Below are 20,346 nucleotides of genomic sequence, written 5' to 3' on the forward strand. Positions count from 1 at the left end.
TACTTCCATCCTAGACCAATCGAAGTGACCGCCCCATGACACCCGCGTCTGCTTAGAAATGCCCTGCAAGGTCGTGCAACTGACGTTCGGCCTCTGCATAGGCACGCTGGAAAACGCTCTTGTCCGACTCTTCGCCCTCGGCAGCGATCACCCGGACATCGTCAATCCCGATATACCCCAGCACGGTGCGCAGGTGCGGATCGGCGTGGTTCATCCATTCATATTCACCGCCCGGACCAAACCCGTTGCCGCCGCGGCTGGTGATGATGAGTGCGCGTTTGCCTTTCAACAACGGTTGGTACTGCGCCATGCCCTGGTCATCCAGGGAAATGTCGAAGGTCAGGCCCATGCGCACGATCTGATCGATCCAGGCCTTGAGGCCGCTGGGCACGCCGAAGTTGTACAGGGGCATGGAAATCACCAGCAGCTCATGGTCGATGAGTTCACCGACCAGTTGATCGCTCAGTTGCAGGTCGGCCTTCATTACCGTTGGCAGGGATTGCGGCTCGGGGTAGAAATTGGCCGCCACAAACGCTTCGCTGACATGGGGAATGGCGGCGCGGCCGACTTCGCGTCGGGTGATACGCGCGCCAGGGTTAGCGGCTTGCCACACGTCGAGAAAGGATTCGGCCAGGCGCCGCGAATGGGAACGTTCGCCACGGGGGCTGGCGTGGATGATAAGCATTTTTTTCATCTGTATGACCTACGCGAGTTAGACTCAGGCGACCCGGATGGTCGCCGTTCTTTCGCGCAAATCTAGAGCCGAGCAGGCCCTCCGACAAATGAGCAATAGTTGATCTGGATGAATCCATTTCATCCATGGAGCCGAAATGTTTGCTTCGCTGCCCCTCACCGCCCTGCGCACCTTCGAATCGGCATCGCGCCTGTTGAGCTTCAAAGCGGCGGCGCAGGAATTGTCGGTCACCCCCACGGCGGTGTCCCACCAGATACGCAGCCTGGAAACCTGGCTGGGTGTGCCCTTGTTCGAACGCCTGCCGCGCCAAGTGCGCCTGACCGAAGGCGGCGAGCGGCTGTTCCACAGCCTGCACGGCGCGCTGCTGGATGTTGCGCAAAGCCTCGACACCTTGCGTCCGCAACGCAGCGCCGGCCACCTCACCGTATCGACCACCCCGGCGTTTGCAGCCTTGTGGCTGGTGCCACGCCTGGGTCGCTTCTACGCCGCCAACCCGGACATAAACCTGCGCCTGGACACCCAGTGCGAGGTGGTCGACCTGCAACAGGACGCCAGCATCGATCTGGTGATCCGCTACAGCCTCGGCGATTACCCCAACCTGTATGGCCAGTGCCTGTTCGATGAATGCTTTGCCGTGTACGGCTCCCCCGAACAGGTGGCGCTGGCCGGCACTCGGGTGCCCACGCTGATCAGCGTACGCTGGCACAACTCCGAGCTTTACGCCCTGGGTTGGCAGGCTTGGTGCGAGAAAGCCGGCGAGCATTGGCTGCAGCACGCGCCGCCCCTGCGTGAATACGATGAGGAACATTACGCCCTGCAAGCGGCGATCGCCGGCCAGGGCCTGGTGCTGGCGAGCAATATCCTCGTGTCGGAAAGCGTCGCCAGCGGCTTGCTGGTGCCGTACCGCCCGCAGATCAGCGTGGACGGCGCGGGTTACAGCGCCCTTTGTGTGCCCGGTCGCGAACGCCATCCGCCCGTGAAAGCGTTTTTCCAATGGGTACAGGAGGAGGCGAAGCTGTCCGCTGAAATCCGATAAAACTTTTTGCGTTGCCTGGGACTCACAACTTGGAGCGATCACGCCGGCAGAGCGTGGCGCAAAACCGGATTAGCCCCAGGAGATTGAGATGACTGAAGCAAACTTGACTGACGTTGCGACCCTGCGCAGCCGCGCCCGCCAGAACGTCGAAAACGGTGCCGTGACCGAGGGCTACGACGCCGACCGCGAAGAGATCATTCGCCTGCTCAACGCCTCGCTGGCCACCGAACTGGTCTGCGTACTGCGCTACAAGCGCCACTACTTCATGGCCAGCGGCGTCAAGGCACAGATCGCCGCCGAGGAATTCCTCGAGCATGCCACCCAGGAAGCCGAACACGCCGACAAGCTTGCCGAGCGCATCGTGCAGTTGGGCGGTGAGCCGGAGTTCAACCCGGATCTGCTGTCGAAAAACTCCCACGCTCAATACGTGGCAGGCGACTCGTTGAAAGAGATGGTCTACGAAGACCTGGTGGCCGAGCGCATTGCCGTGGACAGCTACCGCGAAATCATCCAGTACATCGGCGATAAAGACCCGACCACTCGCCGCCTCTTCGAAGAAATCCTGGCCCAGGAAGAAGAGCACGCCGACGACATGGCCGACATCCTCGAAAGCCTGTAACCCCGCAATACCCAAGGAGCCGGCTTGCCGGCGATGGCGGCCTCACGATCTCGACAGAGTTCAAGGGCCTCATCGCCGGCAAGCCGGCTCCTGCGTTTTCGTGACCGATCAACCTTTTACGGTTTTCGGCGCCTTGCCTTCCTTCATCTGTTGCAGCAACGGTGCGCACTCATTGGGCTCGCCGCCGCTTGGCGCAACCAGTGCCAGCAACCCGGCAGCCGGGCCGGCGATCACACCCAGCGCCACCATGCCCGCGCCACGCAGCGCCAGGGGAATGGCTTTCACACCGGCATTCGGCTTGATGAACGGCCCATTGACGTACAGCGGTGAACGCAGCGAGAACAGGCGGAAGCCTTTCGACTCCGGGGTGATGGTCAGGTCCAACTGCTCCGTGGCCATATTCGCGGTGCCATCGATGTAGATGATGGCGTTCTCGGTATCGAACACAAACAACCGCGACGTCGCCAGGCCGGTCTTGATCCCGAAGTCCGCCGCCGCACAGTTGATCTTCACTTCCTTGTCGCCAAACAGGCGGCCTACCACGTAGTTGCCGACATTGAGCCCGGCGATTTCCATCAGGCCACGGCTGATGGCACCGTCGTTGATCAGCATCTTCAGGTCACCGTTGGACGTGCCCAGCAGCGCCGCCACGGAGTTGCCGCGACCGGAAATGTCAGCGTCGCCGTTGAGTTCTCCGAAACTGGTTTTCATCGGTTCGAAGGTCGGGAACAACTGCTTGAGCTTGAAGTTGCGCGCGGTGAGCTTGGCGCGGCCTTCCATCGGCACGGTGCGGCCGTTCAGGCGAATCTGCGCATCCAGCTTGCCACCGGCCACGCCGAACCGCAGGGGCTCCAGGCTCAGTTCACCGTCATTGAGCACCAGGTGGGTATAGAGGTCGGTGAAGGGCAACTCGGCACTGTGGACGATGCGCTTGCCGGTGAATTCCACATCGGCATCCATGACGCGCCAGCGCTCGGTGCGGAATTCTTCCACCGGCAAGACTTTGGTCGCCGGTTGCTTGCTGTCGCCGCCACGAGCTTTTTGCTTGGCATTGGAGTCGGCGCCGATCAGCGGCGCGAGGTCGGTCATCAGCAGTTGGTTGGACACCAGCGCACCACTGAGCTTGGGTCGAGGCTGGCTGGCGACGTAGGCGAGGTTGCCGTGGATATCGCTGTTGCCGATCTTGCCGTTGAAGTTCTCATAGCTGAACGAGGCGCCATTGGCTTCGTGCAGTTTGGCGATCAGGTGGCCGTCGGTGGAGTAGGCCGGCGAATCCGGCAGAGTCACGCCAGTCAGTGGGTAGAGGTTCCCCAGGCTGGTACCGGCGAGTTTCAGGCGCAGATCCAGGGCACCGAGGTTGAGGGGATCCGTGAGCGTGCCGGCCAGGGCGATGCTGGTGTCAGCGATCTTGACTTGAACCTGCAACGGGAACGGTTTGGCCGCATCCTGCAAGGCCAGCAGGCCGCCGATCTTGCCGCTGCCGTCGAGTTTCTGGCCATGGTACTGGCCTTTGACCTTGAGGCCGAACGCGTAGTCCTGGGGTGCCGAGCCTTTCTCCAGCGCCTTCCTGGCATCGGCGTCGCCGACGATTTCGCCGAACGGAACAGGCTTGCCCAGTGGATCGATGATCACATCCAGTTGGGTCTTGAGGGTTTGGTCGTCGAGGGTCACGTGCCCCTTGTCGAAGCCGATGGCACCGATGTCTACCGCCCAGCTGGAGGGCTCGGCATTCGGGTCCTTGGGGTCGAACGTGAACGTCCAGTTGGCGCGGCCGTCGGCCAGGCGCTGCAATTGTGCGCTCGGCTCGGTGAGGTCGATGCGCGGAATCACCACACGCTGCACCAGGAGCGCCAGGGGTGAAATACGCAGTTCGACCTTTTTGAGGGTGACCATCTGCGGGTTTTTCGACCAGTCGGGGTTGCCCAGCGTCAGGTCTTCGGCAATCACATGGGGCCATGGCACCCAGGCGCGCCATCCACCTTCATCGGGCTCACGCGCCCACACCACCGCCAGGTTGCCATTGATGGCAAACGGTCGATGCAGCTCTTCGGAAACCTTGGCATTGATCGGCGGCTTGATGCGGTTCCAGTCAAAGAACACCAGCACCACGACCACCACGGCGATTAACAGAACGAAGCTGGCGCAGCTCCAAGCGATGATTTTACGAGTGCGCGTCATTGCACAGGACTCCTGAATACGACTGGCTGTGACAGCCTTTAAGGACAGCTTATAGAACTACGACTGGCAAACCGCACGGGGGTTTAACCCGATCCCCGAATTGCCTGGAAAAACTTCAATTCCTGACCACTCCGACAGTTTCCATCCGTCACGGCGCACCAATGTTACCCACGTACGTGTCGAAAATACCCACCCCGGTGCAAAACCGCGTGCTTGAGAGGCCCGTTCTAGAGCCTTCGCCTAGAACAATCAATTCTGTTGATTATTACCATTGTGTTTATGAACTTTTATATCGACTTATCGAGAGTAGCATTAGCTCTGTACCCACTTTATCGCCCTCCCAAGGAGCAACCATCATGAAACGCCAAGTACTCGCTACCGTCCTGTTGTCCGTCCTGGCCTCCAGTGCCTTTGCACTGCCAGCCTCCGAACAGGCCACCCCACAAGTCAAAGCCGACGCCGTTCATTTCAACCAGACCCTGGCCCGCAGCGGTTCGCAAGAAGAAGAGAACCGTGACTATGCCAAAGGCGTTGCTGAAAACGGTTCGGAACAAGCCAACAAACGCGCTTACACCGAAGGCCTGACCGAAAACGGCCGCGACCGCCTGGAACAGAAAGGCCTGGTTGAAGGTGGTGCTGATCGCCTGCTGGAACGCAATGCTGTCGCCGAAGGCGGCCGTGATCGCCTGGAACAGAAAGGTCTGGTTGAAGGCGGTGCTGAACAAGCCAACAAACGCGCCTACACCGAAGGTGTTGCCGAAGGCGGTTCTGACCGTCTGCAAGAACTGCATCAAGCACAGAGCTAACCCCGTGGTGGCCCAGAAAAAAGCCCGATCCTTCGATCGGGCTTTTGACTTTTTGTAGCACCTGGCACGACTCCCCTTCCATCAGCCCCACACCTGGACCTGTACAGCCACCGTCAAGTTCGACGGCCACAGAGCTGTTTTGCTAGAGTGCATCGCTGTACTTGCCGACAAAGCCCGCCCGCCAATGCTGCCCCGCGCCGAACAGAAGCAACAGACCCGCCTCGCCCTGATGGACGCAGCCCGCCATCTGATGGAGTGTGGCCGTGGGTTTGGCAGCCTGAGCCTGCGCGAAGTGGCGAAGACGGCTGGCATCGTGCCCACCGGTTTCTATCGCCATTTTGCCGACATGGATCAGCTCGGGCTGGTGTTGGTGAGCGAGGTAGGCCAGACCTTCCGCGCCACGATCCGCCTGGTGCGCCATAACGAATTCGTGATGGGCGGCATTATCGATGCCTCCGTGCGGATCTTCCTGGATGTGGTCTCGGCCAACCGTTCGCAGTTCCTGTTCCTGGCCCGCGAGCAATACGGCGGCTGCCTGGCCGTGCGACAGGCCATCGGTGCGTTGCGCGAAGACATCACCCGAGACCTGGCGGCGGACCTGACCTTCATGCCCAAACTGCAGCACCTGGATGCCGAAGGCTTGCACGTGATGGCCGACCTGATCGTCAAAAGTGTGTTCGCCACCCTTCCCGACATCATTGACCCGCCAGCCCAGGCCCTGCCCGACCATCTCACGCCCCAGGCGAAAATCACCCAGCAATTGCGCTTCATTTTTATCGGCCTGAAGCACTGGCAAGGCCTGGGCAGCACCGAATAACGCCATCACCCCGACGTGTGAAAACGCTTGGCCGTGGTGTAATGCCTGTTCCAGTAACTGTTGCTCAACGAGTCGATGCGGATGTGCTTGCCCGTGCGCGGCGAATGGATGAATTGTCCCCCGCCTATATAAAGGCCCACATGGCTGACCTGGCCGCGCCCGTTACCTTTGAAAAACACCGCATCGCCAGGCTTGAGCGCACTGCGCTGGACGGTCGCCGCCGTCGATCGGTGCATCGCGGCCGTGGTGCGCGGTATCTGGATGTTGGCTTCGGTCTTGAACAGATAGACCAGGAAACTGCTGCAATCGAAGCCCTGATCCGCTGAGGTGCCGCCCCATTTGTAAGGCGTACCCAGCAGTTCGTGGGCGCGGTCGATTACATCATTGATAGACGCTTCTTTCAGTGAGGCGGTGAATGAGGCGTGAGACTGTAGATTGGCCGAGGCCGATGACAACGCAAAAGACAGGCTGGCAATAAACAGATAACAAAGTGACTTGAACATGATGAACGTCGCAGTGGATTAAACACGGCGCACAGACTAATGACCTCGCAGGTAACTTGATGAACGCCTTTTCCTTACGCCATGTAGGCGAAATCCGAAAACGCCCACCGCATGTGCAACAAGCAATACCTCGCACCATTTTGGCGCACTCAAGTCATTTCCCCTCGCCCTGTTTAGTGGCGCTTCCCCACATGCCTACAGGCAATTCCTACTCCCCATCGAGGTTGGCAAGCCCCTTGCTCTAGGTGTTTCATCGCTCATAGCTGGAAGCTTCCTGATGCTGGTGATCCACCGCCGAATCGCCCCCCAAGCCCACTGGGCCGCCGAGTTGCTGCTGAATTTCGAAGCACGCAGCAAAAGCCGCCTGCGCTGTTTCAGTGCCGACGGTGAAGACGTCGGCCTTTTCCTGGAGCGTGGCCAGCCACCGCTGCACGATGGCGAATTCCTGCAAGCTGAAGACGGACGCGTCGTACGTGTGTGCGCTCGGCCTGAACAACTGCTGCACGTGACCTGCAGCAGTGCATTTGAACTGACTCGCGCGGCGTATCACTTGGGCAACCGCCATGTGGCACTGCAAGTCGGAGACGGCTGGCTGCGCCTGCTCGATGACTATGTGCTCAAGGCCATGCTCGAACAGTTGGGTGCGCAGACGGAAACCATCGAGGCGCCGTTCCAGCCGGAGCATGGTGCCTACGGCGGCGGTCACCATCATTCTCGCCATGGCGATGAAGACTTCAACTACCCGCCCAAGCTGCACCAGTTCGGCGTGCGTCTATGAACCCAGCCTGGGCGCTGCTGCGTCTGGCCAGTCCGCAATTGCCGATTGGCGGCTACAGCTATTCCCAGGGCCTGGAAATGGCGGTGGAGAACGGCCGTGTCGCTGACGCCGCCAGTGCACGACGCTGGATCAGCGATCAGTTGCTGCTCAACCTTGCGCGTTTCGAGGCACCGCTGCTGCTCGCCCATTGCCAGGCCGCCGTGGACGCGGATTGGTCGCGCCTGGCGCAGCTGTGCGAAGAACACCGCGCCAGCCGCGAGACCCGTGAGCTGTATCAGGAGAGCCGGCAGATGGGCTATTCCCTGCAACAATTGCTCAACGGCCTGCCGGAATTGGACGACGCCGCGCGCGACTTCCTCGCACAAAACCCCGAGCCTCATCTGGCCCTGGGCTGGGCCCTCGCCGCCCGCGCCTGGGGCATCAGCCCCGCCGATGCCCTCGCCGCGTGGCTGTGGAGCTGGCTGGAAAACCAACTGGCCGTACTGATGAAAACCCTGCCGTTGGGCCAGCAAGCCGCCCAGCGCCTGACCAGCGAACTGCTGCCGCTGTTGCAACAAGCCCAGCAGGATGCCAGCCGCATCGACCCCACCCCTTTCGGCAGCGCCGCGTTTGGCCTGTCCCTGGCGAGCATGGCCCACGAGCGCCAGTACAGCCGCCTGTTCCGTTCCTAGGAGAAGCACAATGAACACACAACCCCTGCGTGTCGGCATCGGCGGCCCGGTCGGCTCCGGCAAGACCGCCCTGACCCTGGCCCTGTGCCTCGCGCTGCGCGATCGCTACAACCTGGCCGTGGTCACCAACGATATCTACACCCGCGAAGACGCCGACTTCCTGGTACGCAACCAGGCCCTGGCGCCGGAACGCATCATCGGCGTGGAAACCGGCGGCTGCCCGCACACGGCGATTCGTGAAGACGCCTCGATCAACCTGGAGGCGGTGGACCAACTCAACCGCCGCTTTCCCGGCCTGGACCTGATCCTGGTGGAGTCCGGCGGCGACAACCTGTCGGCGACCTTCAGCCCGGAACTGTCCGACCTGACCATCTACGTGATCGACGTGTCCGCCGGCGACAAGCTGCCGCGCAAGGGCGGGCCTGGCATTTGCAAATCCGACCTGCTGGTGATCAACAAGATCGACCTGGCACCGCTGGTCGGCGCTTCGCTGGAGCTGATGAACAGCGACACCCAGCGCATGCGCAACGGTAAACCCTTTGTGTTCAGCAACCAGAAAACCGGTGTCGGCCTGGATGACATCGTCGCCTTCATCGAACGCCAAGGCTTGCTGACCGCCGCCTGATCACCCCATAAGGAACCTGTCCATGAGCCTCAAGAAACTCTTCACCGCCGCGGCCCTGCTGCTGGCCCCTGCCCTGGCCTTCGCTCACCCGGGCCACGGCGACAACGGCCTGGTGGCCGGCATCAGCCATCCCCTGAGCGGCATCGACCACTTGCTGGCCATGGTGGCCGTCGGCTTGTGGGCCGCCCAACAAAAAGGCGCCGCGCGCTGGGCACTGCCGTGCACCTTCGTGGGCACCATGCTGGTGGGCGGCGTGCTGGGTTTTGAAGGCCTGGAATTGCCGGCGCTGGAAAGCGGGATTGCCGCGTCGGTGCTGGCGCTGGGCTTGGCGGTGGCACTGGCGGTGCGTCCACCGTTGTTCGTGGCCGTCGGGGCGACGGCCTTGTTTGCGCTGTTCCATGGTGTGGCCCACGGCCTTGAGCTGCCGGACATGTCCAGCCCTTGGGCGTATGCGGCGGGGTTTGTCGGTGCAACGGCGGTGCTGCACGCGGCCGGTTATGCCGTGGTGCGCTTCCTGCCAGCCGCAGCGGCGCCGTTGGTGCGGATTGCGGGCGCGGCTTCGGCGGCGACTGGGGTGTGGTTGCTCGCGGGCTGAGTGATGTTGCGCTTTTACGGGCCTCATCGCAGGCAAGCCAGCTCCCACATTTGATTGGGTTTGCAAATCAAAAATGTGGGAGCCGGGCTTGCCCGCGATGACGGTCTCAAAGACACCACACAACCCAAGCCTGATACCATGCGCGCCTACACCCCTGCCGTGACGACGCCAGCCAATGCCCAGCGCTTCCCAACCCTCCTTGAACACCGTGCTCACGCACTTCCACAGCCTGATCGTGCCGCTCTGGCAAGGCCCAGGCTGGAACGCCGAGCTGGCATTGCCCTATGAGGCGCTGGACGCCGATCACCAGCCGCTGCCCCCGCAGCGCTACCGCGCCATGGCCTGCGCCCGCCAGTTGTACCTGTTCGCCAGCCTGATCGGCGAGCCCGGCGCGGTCTTCGCCGAAGAACGCGCGGCGGCGCTGTTCCGTTCGCTGCAACGGCACTTCCATGACGCCGAGCACGGCGGCTGGTTCTACAGCATCGACCCGGCAGGCCAGCCGCTGGACACTCGCAAAGACCTCTACACCCACGCGTTCATCATCTTTGCCTGCGCCCATTACTGGGCCAAGGTGCGTGAACCGCTGGTGGAATCCGTCCTCAATGCGGCCCTGGAAGTGGTCGCCGAGCGGTTTGCCACTGGCGACGGTCTGTACGAGGCGGTACTGGAGCGCAACTGGTCGTCCCTCAAGTCCGGACCGCTGCAAAACCCATTGATGCACCTGGCCGAAGGTTTCCTCGCCACTCTTGCGGTGCGTGAAGACGCGCAGGTGCAAGCAGCCCTGCTGGCGTTGGCGACGGCCATGCAGCAGCGTTTCATTGATCGCCAGAGCGGCGTGATGATGGAAAAACCGCTGGGCGCTGTGGATAACTGGTTTGAGCCGGGGCACCAGTTCGAATGGTTCTTTTTGCTGGAGTCTTCGGATGTACTGCGCGGCACGCCGCTGCATGCTTCGCTGACGCGGGCGTTCACCTACGCCGAGCTCAAGGGTGTGGATAACGCCAGCGGTGCGGTCAGCGGCATGTTGGCGCTGGATGGCACTGTGCGCGACGGCACCCAGCGGATCTGGGCCCAGGCCGAATACCTGCGGGCACTGACTTTGCGGCCGGACAGCGAATCGGTGCTGCAGCGCCAATTGCTGGCGCTGCAACAGCACTTCTTGCATGCAAAAGGCTGGAATGAATGCCTGGATGCCCGGGGAGCGGTGAGCCGGCGGGATATGCCGTCGACTACGCCTTATCATTTGGCGACTTGCTATCAGGGGCTGGTCCGGCATCTGGGCTGACCTTCAGGGCCTCATCGCCGGCAAGCCGGCTCCTACAGGGTTGTGTAATCCCTCGTGGGAGCGGGCTTGCTCGCGAAGGCGTCACCCCGGTCTACCTGACCTCACGCAATCCACTTGCGATCCCCGGTAAAGCTGATCGTCAGCCAGCGCGCCGCATCCGGCGTGCCGAGTCCTGTGGATATCTCTTCGCGCAGCCCGTCGAGAGTGGCGACGTTAGCCACCGGGTAATCCGCCGGCAGTACCACATGAATTTCGATAAATCGCGCCCGCCCGTGCTTTTGCACGTAGGACACGTAGTCGTCGAAACCATGTCTGGCCTGCGCCGCGTCCATCACCTCGCGCACCTTGTCATCCAGATGGTCCGGCGCAATCCCCAGCACCTCGCGCAACGCCGGGCGCAGGATCTTGAACGCCGGCGCCAGCATGCTCAGGGCCAGCAGGATCAGGATCAACGGGTCGACGTACACCGCCCACTCGCCATAGCCCTGGGACTTGAGCAACAGTGCCGCCAGAAAGCTGATCAGCAAGCCCACCGACAGCATCGCGTCCACCAGCCAACTGATGTTGTCGAACTGGATCAGCGATGATTTCAGCGTGCGATTGCGGTAGCGCACGTAGAAGAAGTAGGCGAACTCGACGACGGTAAACACCGCCGCGTAGATGATCACCAGCCCCAACTCGATCTCGCGGCCACCATTGATAATGCCGAACACGCCGTTGAGGAACGCATAGAGGGCGATCAGCAACAGGAAACTGCCCTCGATCAGCAGCACCATGGGTTCCAGGTGCCAATAGCCGAACTGGAAGCGCTCGTTGCTTTTCTTGGCGATCAGCTTGGCCGTGATCAGCATCAACACCTTGATGGCGGTGGCGATCAGCGAGAAAAAGCCGTCGAACAGAATGGATTGGGCGCCGGATACCACACCCGTGACAACCCCGGCGATCGCCACGGCGAACATCAGGATGGTCGATTGTTTGAGCAGTGCCTGCTCACCTCGGTTACTCACATTTCCTCCCGTCAAAACCTTAAATCCGCACGGTGCGGAGAGGTTTTACCGGGTGGAGTGTACCTTATGTCGTGTTTTGGCCGATTTGCCGCATGATTACCGGTAAAAGCCTGATCCTGTGGTGAGCGGGCTTGCACCCGCGCGAGGCAAGCTCGCTCACCACAAAAACCAGCAGGACGAAGCGTCAGCCCTTGGCCCCACGCTCGATAGCAAATCCAGCCCAGGTCTGGCTCACCGGCATCAGTTCCAACCGGTTGATATTCACATGCGCCGGGGTGTTCAGCACCCAGAAGATCGTGTCGGCAATGTCCTGTGGCTGGATCGGCTCGGCACCCGCGTAGGTCGCGTCATACCGCGCCTGATCACCGCCGAACCGCACCAGCGAGAACTCGCTCTCGCACAGGCCTGGCTCGATGTTGGTGACGCGCACGCCGGTGCCCTGCAGGTCGCAGCGCAGGTTCAGCGAGAACTGCTTCACGAACGCCTTGGAGCCGCCATACACGTGGCTGCCGGGGTACGGGTAGCTACCGGCGATGGAACCCAGGTTGATGATGCCGGCGCCACGGCCATGGGCGATCAGGCGTGGTAGCAGCAGGCTGGTGGTGGTCAGCAGGCCCTTGATGTTGGTGTCGACCATGGTTTCCCAATCGTCGAGGCTGCACTTGGGCGCAGGGTCGGTGCCCACGGCCAGGCCGGCGTTGTTGATCAGCCCGCGCAGTGTGGCGAAGGCTGGCGGCAGGTTGGCGATGGCGTCTTCCATGCCCTTGCGGTCACGCACGTCCACGACCAAACCATGCACTTCGGTCTGCTTGGAAAGCTCTTCGACCAGCGCATTCAGGCGGTCACCGCGACGCCCCGTGAGCACCAGTTTCCAGCCGGCCTCGGCAAAACGACGGGCGCAGGCTTCGCCGAAACCTGAGGTTGCGCCAGTAATAAACAGCGTGTTGGACATGGTGTTCTCCTTGCGGGCATCGGGGAAAAAAATCAGCCAGCAGAATGCCCTTACGCCGCGATGGCGGCAACCGCTATGCGCACAACTTCATTTACAGCTGATCACTTTTTAACCATCACGAGCAACGCCTTATGCAGCGCGGCCTGTAGCTATATGCGCGCAGGTTATCCACAGCTGCGCCCACAGTCTTTGGGGGCAAGTGCAAAATGCCTCAGGCCTCTATACACAAGGGTTACAGAGGGTTTTAGAAAGTTTTTTGCTTGACCTCGGCCGGAGCGTATGTAGGCCCTTCGACTAACGGAAAACCACAACGATGGCTCCAGGCCAGTCATTCCGGCCTCTGCGGCCGTCTTTCCAGAGTTTAGTCACAGACTTATCCACAGGCTGGCGAGACATATTCCGGTCATATACCTGTGTCTTTAAACAGGTTGACAAAGTGCTCGTCGGGCGAGCAAAAACCGCCTGATCAAAAAACAACCATCGCGCTGCAGGCCACGTATTCATTGGCGTTCAGCCAGCTACTCCCACGTTACCCACAGCCGGTTCCACAGCGGATGGGGACAAGTCAAAACTGTGACAAAACAGGGATTTGCGGCGGCTATATGTCGCGCTTTGGAGAGGAGCCAGATTTGTTTTCCACAATTTCCAGAATGGTCTGTGGATAGCACAAAAAGGAATGTGGGAACCGCCTCATGTGGGAGCTGGCTTGCCTGCGATGGCATCGCCTCGGTGTAACTGACAGACCGAGGTGTCTGCATCGCAGGCAAGCCAGCTCCCACACAAAGCCGGCGCCTACAAAGGGTGGTTAGATCAATGCCCGCCGAGGTAGGCGTTGCGCACTTCCTCGTTTACCAGCAATTCCTTGCCGGTGCCGGTCAGGCGGATCTCGCCGTTGACCATCACATACGCACGGTCCGACAGGCGCAGCGCGTGGTTGGCGTTCTGCTCCACCAGGAAGATGGTCATCCCGGTGGACGCCAGCTCGCGCAGGGTCGAGAAGATCTGCTTCACCACAATCGGCGCCAGGCCCAGGCTCGGCTCGTCCAGCAGCAACAGCTTGGGCCGGCTCATCAGGGCGCGGGCGATGGCGAGCATTTGCTGTTCGCCACCCGACATGGTCATCGCACGCTGGTTGCGCCGCTCCTTGAGCCGTGGAAACAGCTCGAACATGCGCTGCATATCTTCCTGGGCAAACTTGTCGCCAATCGGGATGGTGCCCATCAGCAGGTTTTCCTCGACGGTCATGTCGGGGAACACCCGCCGCCCTTCCGGCGACTGCGCGATGCCGTTGGAGGCGATGTAGTGGGACGACTTGTGGGTAATGTCGACGCCGTTGTAGATGATCTGTCCCGACTCGGCCCGTGGCTGGCCGAAGATCGACATCAGCAGCGTGGACTTGCCCGCGCCGTTGGAGCCGATCAGGCTGACGGTTTCGCCTTCGTTGATGTGCAGCGAGACTTTCTTCAGGGCCTGGATCGGGCCATAGAACACGTCCAGGTCCTTCATTTCGAGGATAGGTGCACTCATACCAGCTCCTCTTCGTCTGCGCCCAGGTAGGCGGCAATCACTTTCGGGTCGTTGCGGATCGCGTCCGGCCCGCCCTCGGCGATCACGTTGCCGTGGTCGAGCACTACGATGTGGTCGGAAATACTCATCACCATGCCCATGTCGTGTTCGATCAGCACCACCGTGAGGTCGTGTTCGTCGCGCAACAGGCGAATCATCGCGCTGAGGGCTTCGGTTTCCTGGGGGTTGAGGCCCGCAGCGGGTTCGTCCAGGCAGATGATCTGCGGCCGGGTGCACATGGCGCGGGCAATTTCCAGGCGGCGCTGCTGGCCGTAGGAGAGTTCACCGGCCAGGCGGTTGGCACAGTCCACCAGGTCCACCACTTCCAGCCAGTAGAAGGCGTGGTCGAGGGCGTCGCTTTCGGCCTTGCGGTAACCCTTGGTGTTGAGGATGCCGGCGAGCATGTTGCGGTTGACCCACATGTGCTGCGCCACGAGCAGGTTTTCCAGCACCGACATTTCCTTGAACAGGCGAATGTTCTGGAAGGTCCGTGCCAGGCCGGCGCGGTTCACCAAATGAGTGCCGCCGAACATCTTGTAGTACACGCGACTGAAAAAACTTTTTGGCGACACGAAATCCGTGGCCTTGAAGCGCTCGCCCAACAGTTGGATCACGTTGGTCTGTTTACCACGGATGTTGAGTTCGATCTTGCCGCCACTGGCTTTGTAGAAACCAGTGAGGCAGTTGAACACCGTGGTCTTGCCGGCACCGTTAGGGCCGATCAGGGCGAAGATAGAGTTGCGTTCGACCTTGAGGCTCACATCGCTCAAGGCCTTGATGCCACCGAAGTGCATCATCAGGTGTTCGACGGAGAGCACGACTTCCTTGCTCATGGCGCTACCCCCTTACGTGGCGTCACACCGGTGCGGCTGATGCGGATCAGGCCGCGTGGTCGCCAGATCATCATCACCACCATCAACACGCCAAACAGCAATACGCGGTACTCGGAGAAGCTGCGCAGCAGTTCCGGGGCGACGGTCAATACGAAGGCTGCGATCACCACGCCCACCGTCGAGCCCATGCCGCCCAGCACCACGATGGCCAGGATCAGCGCCGACTCGAAGAAGGTGAACGACGACGGGTTGACGAAGCCCTGGTAGCTGGCGAAGAACACCCCGGCCAAACCGGCAGTCGATGCACCGATGGTGAACGCCGAGAGCTTGACCAGTACGTGGTTCAGGCCCATGGAACGGCAGGCGATTTCATCTTCGCGCAAGGCTTCCCAGGCGCGGCCGACCGGCATGCGGGTCAGGCGGTGCTTGATGTACAGCACGGCCAGCACCACCAGGAACAGCACGATGTAGATGAACAGGAATTTGATGTTGGGGTTGTAGTCGATGCCGAAGAATTCATGGAAGGGAATCCCGCCATCCTTCGCGCGCTTGCCGAACTCCAGGCCGAGGAAGGTCGGCGAGGGCACCGGCATGCCGTTGGGTCCGCCGGTAAACGACAGCCAGTTGTTGAGCACCAGACGGATGATTTCACCAAAGCCCAGGGTCACGATGGCCAAATAGTCACCGTGCATTCGTAGCACCGGGAACCCGAGTATGCACCCCGCCAACGCTGCGGCGATGGCCGCCAGGGGCAACACGGTCCAGAAGCCCAGGCCCAGGTATTGATAACCCAGTGCAAGGCCGTAGGCGCCGATGGCGTAGAACGCCACGTAACCCAGGTCGAGCAGGCCGGCCAGGCCCACCACGATGTTGAGGCCCAGGCCGAGCAACACGTAGATCAGCCCGAGGATCACCACGGTCAGCAGGTACTTGTTGGCGAAGATCGGAAACACGATGGCGATCACGATCAGTGCCGGGATGATCCAGCGCAGCCGCGACTTGTAGTCCGGCGCCAGCACATGCACGCCAGAGCCACTGCTCTCGAAGCCCTGCAAAATCTTCAGGCCCTTGGGGGTTTGCAGGAACAGGCTCATGGCAAAGCGGCCGACCATCACAATGGCCACCAGCAGGCCCACGCGGGCCGGTTCCAGGTTGAAGCTGTAGCCGTCGAGTACAACGCCGACGATCGGACCGAACACGATCAGCGAAATCAGCCCGGCGAGGACCGTATCGACCACACTTTTCTTGATATCGATGGGTTTGGCAGCAGACATGTTTACACCTTCGCCACAAGTGGGCGACCAAGCAGGCCCTGGGGACGGAAAATCAGAATCACCACCAGCAGGGAGAAACTGAACACGTCTTTGTAGTCAGAGTTGATCAACCCCGAGAACAACGACTCGGAGATACCGAGGATGATCCCGCCCAACATCGCCCCAGGCAGGGAGCCGATGCCGCCGAGTACCGCTGCGGTAAATGCCTTGATGCCGATAATGAAGCCGGCATAGAAGTCGAAGGTGCCGTAGTTGAGGGTGATGAGCACACCGGCCAATGCAGCCATGGCGGCCCCGATGACGAAGACATAGGAGATCACCCGGTCGGTGTTGATACCGAGGATCGACGCCATCTTGCGGTCTTGCTGGGTCGCGCGGCACATGCGGCCGAGCTTGGTGTATTTGATCACGTAAGTGAGCAACGCCATGCCGGCAAACGCCGCCACGAGGATGAACACCTTGGTGTACGTGAGCTGCACGAAACCACTGCCGATATCGACGCGCCAGGCCCCGGCCAGCAGGGTGGGAATACCTTGTTGCTTGGCGCCCTGGGCGATCTGCGCGTAGTTCTGCAGGATCAGGGAGATGCCGATGGCGCTGATCAGCGGTGCCAGTCGGGTGGAGTTGCGCAGCGGTTTGTAAGCGACACGCTCGATGACCCAGCCGTATACGCCGGTGACGACGACGGTAAAGATCAAGGTGCCGAGAATGAGCAGCGGGAAGGATTCGATGCCGAAGTAAGCCAGCAGTGCCAGACTGATCGCCGCGAGGTAAGCGGAAATCATATAAACCTCGCCATGGGCGAAGTTGATCATGCCAATGATGCCATAGACCATTGTGTAGCCGATGGCGATCAGGCCATAGACCGACCCGAGGGTCAGGCCATTGACCAGTTGCTGCAGGAAAATACCATCCATAACGCAATCTCACGCGGTGAGCACCTGCACACCGGAGGGTGTGCGGCGCTTCTGGAGGAAAAAACAGAGTCGTTGCTGGACACGATGCAGCTGGCGACCTCGACCCCCTGTGGGAGCTGGCTTGCCTGCGATAGCGGTTTTACATTCAACACAGGTGTCGACTGTCAGTCCGTCATCGCGGGCAAGCCCGGCTCCCACAGTGGATCTGTGGCGCCTGCGTGGTCGCGTTAATGCTTACTTCTGTTTTTCCAACTGGTGGTATTTGCCGTCTTTATCCCACTGGTAAACCACGTAGTCGGAGATTTTCAGGTCGCCCTTGGAATCCCAGGCTTTTTCGCCCATGACGGTTTTGACCGGGTGAGCCTTGAGCCACTTGGCGGCGTCTTCGCCCTTGTTGGACTTGGCACCGTTGAAGCCGGCGGCCAGGGCCTGGACCGAAGCGTAGGCGTACAGGGTGTAGCCTTCAGGCTCGGTGCCGTTCTTACGGAACTCTTCCACCACGGCCTTGCTGTCTGGCAGCAGGCGCGGGTCAGCGCCGAAGGTCATGTACACGCCATCCACGTACTGCGCACCGCCAGCGGTGGCAACCAGTTCGTCGGTCACCACGCCGTCATCGGACATGAATTTAACGTCTTTCAGACCGGCTTCACGAATCTGGCGAACCAAAGGACCGGCTTCCGGGTGCAGGCCGCCGAAGTACACGACGTCAGCGCCAGTAGAACGGATCTTGGTGACCAGGGCGCTGAAGTCTTTCTCGCCACGGGTCAGGCCTTCTTCCAGCACTGGCTTGACGCCGCGCTTGGTCAACTGGGCAGCGGTGGCATCAGCCAGGCCTTTGCCGTAGGTGTCCTTGTCGTTGATGACCGCGACTTTCTTGCCCTTGAGCACATCGACGATGTAGTCGCCGGCAACGATGCCTTGCTGGTCGTCACGACCGCACATGCGGAACATGGCGCCCAGGCCGCGTTCGGTCACTTGCGGGTTGGTGGAGCCTGGGGTGATCGCGATGATGCCGGCTTCGTCATACACCTCGGACGCCGGGATGGTGTTGGAAGAGCAGAAGTGCCCGACCACGCCGATCACTTTGTCCTGGTCAGCCAGACGGTTGGCCACGGCCACGGCCTGCTTGGGCTCACACGCATCGTCGCCGGCAACCAGCACGATTTTCTCGCCGTTGATACCGCCGGCCTTGTTGATCACATCGGCTGCCGCTTGGGCACCCTTCATGTACTGCTCACCGAAAGCGGCGTTGGCACCGGTCATCGGCCCCGCTACGCCAATCTTCACATCAGCTTGAACAAACGCAGAAACACCCAGCGCCGCTGCAACGGCGAGGGCCAGAAAACCTTTCTTGTAAAACGTCTGGGACATGAGTGGTGCTCCGATATTTTTGATTTTTGGCACGACAACTTGCGTTCAAACTTTTCACTGAAAGCCGAGAGCAAGGCGCGTGCCATTACGTTTTTATTCTTCAAAAAGACACGGTGTCATTGTGATTGCAGGCGTTTCGCCTCCATTCGTCAGGACGTGCAACCCTCTAGCATCAGAAGGTGCAACCAATGGATCCAAAAAGTACAACCTCGGCAGGTCGCACCTGCAACCAGCCCTATAAACGACAGCGCCTGCAGCTGTAACAGCCTGCGTAACTGAACTGCACATTTACAGTGCGTGACTGCTACGACTTGCACCAATACAGATTAGTAGCCTGCTAAGAAAATGCAGGCTTCTGAGCGGTATTTCGCTGATCAGATCACGATCCTCAGGCATTGCCCAGCGTGATACAGCGAGAATCCAGCTTCATAAAGACAGCTGCGCAGGCCCACCCCGGCCAGCGGCTGCATGGGCGCGAACGGAATCGGCAACGCCTGGGGATTCTGGTGACACAAGTAGTCGGCAAACGCCTTGCCGACCACACTGCCGGTGGTCACGCCACGGCCGTTATAGCCCGTTACTGCCACCAGGCCAGGGGCGGGTTCGAACAGACGCATCAAGTGGTCCGGGGTGAAGGCGATGCAGCCGGTCCAGGTGAATTCCCACTGCACCGATTTGAGGTATGGGAAGTAGTGCTGCTGCACCCGATCGGCCCACGCCTTGAGGAACCACGCCGGTTTCTGGTTGCCATTGCCCAGGCTGCCGAGCAACAGACGACCATCGGCATCACGGCGGATGCTGCTCAGCACCTGGCGCGTGTCCCAGGAGCCTTGGCCACCGGGCAGGATCTGTTTAGCGGCTTCGTCCGTCAGCGGAGCCGACGCGACCTGATAGTAGTAACCGGGGAAAAAATTGCGCCGCAGCTCGGTCCATTCGCCTTCGGTGTAGGCGTTGGAGGCGATCACCACCTGTGCAGCCTGCACTGAACCCTGTGCGGTTTGCACCGACCAGTGCGCGCCCTGGCGCTCAAGCTGGGTGACGGGAGAATGGTCGAACAACTGCCCGCCCAGGCCGACCGCCGCGTTGGCCAAACCACTGGTGTAAGCCATCGGGTTCAAGGTGCCGGCACGCCGGTCCAGCAAGGCGGCAGCGATCTTCCTGGTACCGGTGGCCTGCTCGCAGGCCTCGCCCGTGAGCAATTCCACCGGTGCGCCACGGCGCTTCCATTGTTCTTCGCGACTGCGCAAATCCGCCTCGCCACGGGCATTGTGCGCCATGTGCAAGGTGCCTTCGCGGCGCAGTTGGCAATTGATGTTGTATTTGTCGATCAGGCTGAACACCAGCGACGGGGCCGCGCCCAACATGCGGTTGAGCTGGCTGCCCACCGCCTCGCCAAAACCGGCTTCGATGTCGTCCGGCGGGATCCACATGCCGGCGTTGACCAGCCCGACATTGCGCCCCGAACCGCCATGACCGGTGCGATGAGCCTCCAGCACGGCGACGCGTTTACCCTGCTCCAGCAAATGAATGGCAGCCGACAGGCCGGTGATCCCGGCGCCGATCACGCACACATCCACCTTGACCTCGCCCTTGAGCGCAGCCCGATCCGGCCGGCCAGGGGTGAGGTGTTCCCACAAACATGTTTCGCGCAGTGCCATTGCCAGACTCCGGGATGAAACCTAACAAACAACTATTATTTTGAATTGCAAACCCAATCAAATGTGGGAGCTGGCTTGCCTGCGATGCAGGCACCTCGGTGTATCAGGTACCCCATGGTGATGCTATCGCAGGCAAGCCAGCTCCCACATTGACCGCGCTT

General features: G+C 60.8%; 20 protein-coding genes. 9 read left to right on the forward strand and 11 right to left on the reverse strand.

Annotated features, from left to right (window positions below; all coding sequences use genetic code 11):
* Positions 1–52: 52 nt before the first annotated feature.
* A complete protein-coding gene (locus BM70_RS0118315) occupies positions 53–694 on the reverse strand; it encodes an FMN-dependent NADH-azoreductase (RefSeq protein ID WP_025857325.1) in 642 nt (213 codons plus the stop codon).
* Between the two features lie 136 nt (positions 695–830).
* On the opposite strand from BM70_RS0118315, the gene BM70_RS0118320 reads away from it, so the two are divergent.
* Positions 831–1,730, forward strand: coding sequence for a LysR substrate-binding domain-containing protein (locus tag BM70_RS0118320; RefSeq protein WP_025857326.1), 900 nt, complete (start codon positions 831–833; stop codon positions 1,728–1,730).
* 88 nt (positions 1,731–1,818) lie between these two features.
* A complete protein-coding gene (locus tag BM70_RS0118325; RefSeq protein ID WP_025857327.1) occupies positions 1,819–2,349 on the forward strand; it encodes a bacterioferritin in 531 nt (176 codons plus the stop codon).
* 108 nt (positions 2,350–2,457) lie between these two features.
* On the opposite strand, the gene BM70_RS0118330 is transcribed toward BM70_RS0118325, so the two are convergent.
* A complete protein-coding gene (locus BM70_RS0118330; RefSeq protein WP_025857328.1) occupies positions 2,458–4,527 on the reverse strand; it encodes an AsmA family protein in 2,070 nt (689 codons plus the stop codon).
* A gap of 356 nt (positions 4,528–4,883) precedes the next feature.
* Between BM70_RS0118330 and BM70_RS0118335 the strand changes: the two genes are divergently transcribed.
* Positions 4,884–5,333, forward strand: a complete 450-nt coding sequence (locus tag BM70_RS0118335; RefSeq protein ID WP_025857329.1) for a hypothetical protein — start codon at positions 4,884–4,886, stop codon at positions 5,331–5,333.
* 184 nt (positions 5,334–5,517) lie between these two features.
* Positions 5,518–6,150, forward strand: coding sequence for a TetR family transcriptional regulator (locus tag BM70_RS0118340; RefSeq protein ID WP_025857330.1), 633 nt, complete (start codon positions 5,518–5,520; stop codon positions 6,148–6,150).
* 5 nt (positions 6,151–6,155) lie between these two features.
* Here BM70_RS0118340 and BM70_RS0118345 read toward each other — a convergent pair whose 3' ends face one another.
* Positions 6,156–6,653 carry a C40 family peptidase gene (locus BM70_RS0118345; RefSeq protein ID WP_025857331.1) on the reverse strand — a complete coding sequence of 166 codons (498 nt, stop codon included), beginning with the start codon at positions 6,651–6,653 and terminating at the stop codon, positions 6,156–6,158.
* Between the two features lie 277 nt (positions 6,654–6,930).
* Between BM70_RS0118345 and ureE the strand changes: the two genes are divergently transcribed.
* The 5 genes from ureE (at position 6,931) to BM70_RS0118370 (ending at position 10,607) form a co-directional block, all read left to right on the forward strand.
* Positions 6,931–7,431, forward strand: coding sequence for an urease accessory protein UreE (gene ureE, locus BM70_RS0118350; RefSeq protein WP_025857332.1), 501 nt, complete (start codon positions 6,931–6,933; stop codon positions 7,429–7,431).
* Positions 7,428–8,102 carry an urease accessory protein UreF gene (locus BM70_RS0118355; RefSeq protein WP_025857333.1) on the forward strand — a complete coding sequence of 225 codons (675 nt, stop codon included), beginning with the start codon at positions 7,428–7,430 and terminating at the stop codon, positions 8,100–8,102. Before ureE ends, BM70_RS0118355 begins: the two co-directional genes overlap by 4 nt.
* Positions 8,103–8,112: 10 nt before the next feature.
* The gene (gene ureG, locus BM70_RS0118360) at positions 8,113–8,727 is read left to right on the forward strand and encodes an urease accessory protein UreG (protein WP_003188109.1); all 615 of its coding nucleotides are present in this window, start codon (positions 8,113–8,115) and stop codon (positions 8,725–8,727) included.
* Positions 8,728–8,749: 22 nt separating this feature from the next.
* Entirely contained in the window at positions 8,750–9,322 is a 573-nt protein-coding gene (locus tag BM70_RS0118365; RefSeq protein ID WP_025857335.1) for a HupE/UreJ family protein, read from the forward strand.
* 175 nt (positions 9,323–9,497) lie between these two features.
* Positions 9,498–10,607, forward strand: coding sequence for an AGE family epimerase/isomerase (locus BM70_RS0118370; RefSeq protein ID WP_025857336.1), 1,110 nt, complete (start codon positions 9,498–9,500; stop codon positions 10,605–10,607).
* Between the two features lie 101 nt (positions 10,608–10,708).
* Here BM70_RS0118370 and BM70_RS0118375 read toward each other — a convergent pair whose 3' ends face one another.
* From BM70_RS0118375 to BM70_RS0118410, 8 genes are all read right to left on the reverse strand, one after another.
* Complete coding sequence (locus BM70_RS0118375) at positions 10,709–11,614, reverse strand: cation diffusion facilitator family transporter (RefSeq protein WP_025857337.1); 906 nt, start codon at positions 11,612–11,614, stop codon at positions 10,709–10,711.
* A gap of 184 nt (positions 11,615–11,798) precedes the next feature.
* Positions 11,799–12,566: an SDR family oxidoreductase gene (locus BM70_RS0118380; protein WP_025857338.1), complete on the reverse strand. Its 768-nt coding sequence runs from the start codon at positions 12,564–12,566 to the stop codon at positions 11,799–11,801.
* An 810-nt stretch (positions 12,567–13,376) separates the two neighbouring features.
* Positions 13,377–14,093, reverse strand: coding sequence for an ABC transporter ATP-binding protein (locus BM70_RS0118385; RefSeq protein WP_025857339.1), 717 nt, complete (start codon positions 14,091–14,093; stop codon positions 13,377–13,379).
* Positions 14,090–14,965: an ABC transporter ATP-binding protein gene (locus BM70_RS0118390; protein WP_025857340.1), complete on the reverse strand. Its 876-nt coding sequence runs from the start codon at positions 14,963–14,965 to the stop codon at positions 14,090–14,092. The genes BM70_RS0118385 and BM70_RS0118390 overlap by 4 nt, the downstream gene beginning before the upstream one ends.
* Positions 14,962–16,239, reverse strand: coding sequence for a high-affinity branched-chain amino acid ABC transporter permease LivM (livM, locus tag BM70_RS0118395; RefSeq protein WP_025857341.1), 1,278 nt, complete (start codon positions 16,237–16,239; stop codon positions 14,962–14,964). Before livM ends, BM70_RS0118390 begins: the two co-directional genes overlap by 4 nt.
* 2 nt (positions 16,240–16,241) lie before the next feature.
* Positions 16,242–17,156 (reverse strand): branched-chain amino acid ABC transporter permease, encoded by a 915-nt coding sequence (locus tag BM70_RS0118400; RefSeq protein ID WP_010213575.1) that lies wholly within the window; start codon positions 17,154–17,156, stop codon positions 16,242–16,244.
* A gap of 234 nt (positions 17,157–17,390) precedes the next feature.
* Positions 17,391–18,527, reverse strand: coding sequence for a branched-chain amino acid ABC transporter substrate-binding protein (locus tag BM70_RS0118405; protein ID WP_025857342.1), 1,137 nt, complete (start codon positions 18,525–18,527; stop codon positions 17,391–17,393).
* A 374-nt stretch (positions 18,528–18,901) separates the two neighbouring features.
* Entirely contained in the window at positions 18,902–20,185 is a 1,284-nt protein-coding gene (locus BM70_RS0118410; RefSeq protein WP_025857343.1) for an FAD-binding oxidoreductase, read from the reverse strand.
* Positions 20,186–20,346 lie beyond the last annotated feature (161 nt).

This window comes from Pseudomonas sp. CHM02, assembly GCF_000612585.1.
Taxonomy (GTDB): domain Bacteria; phylum Pseudomonadota; class Gammaproteobacteria; order Pseudomonadales; family Pseudomonadaceae; genus Aquipseudomonas.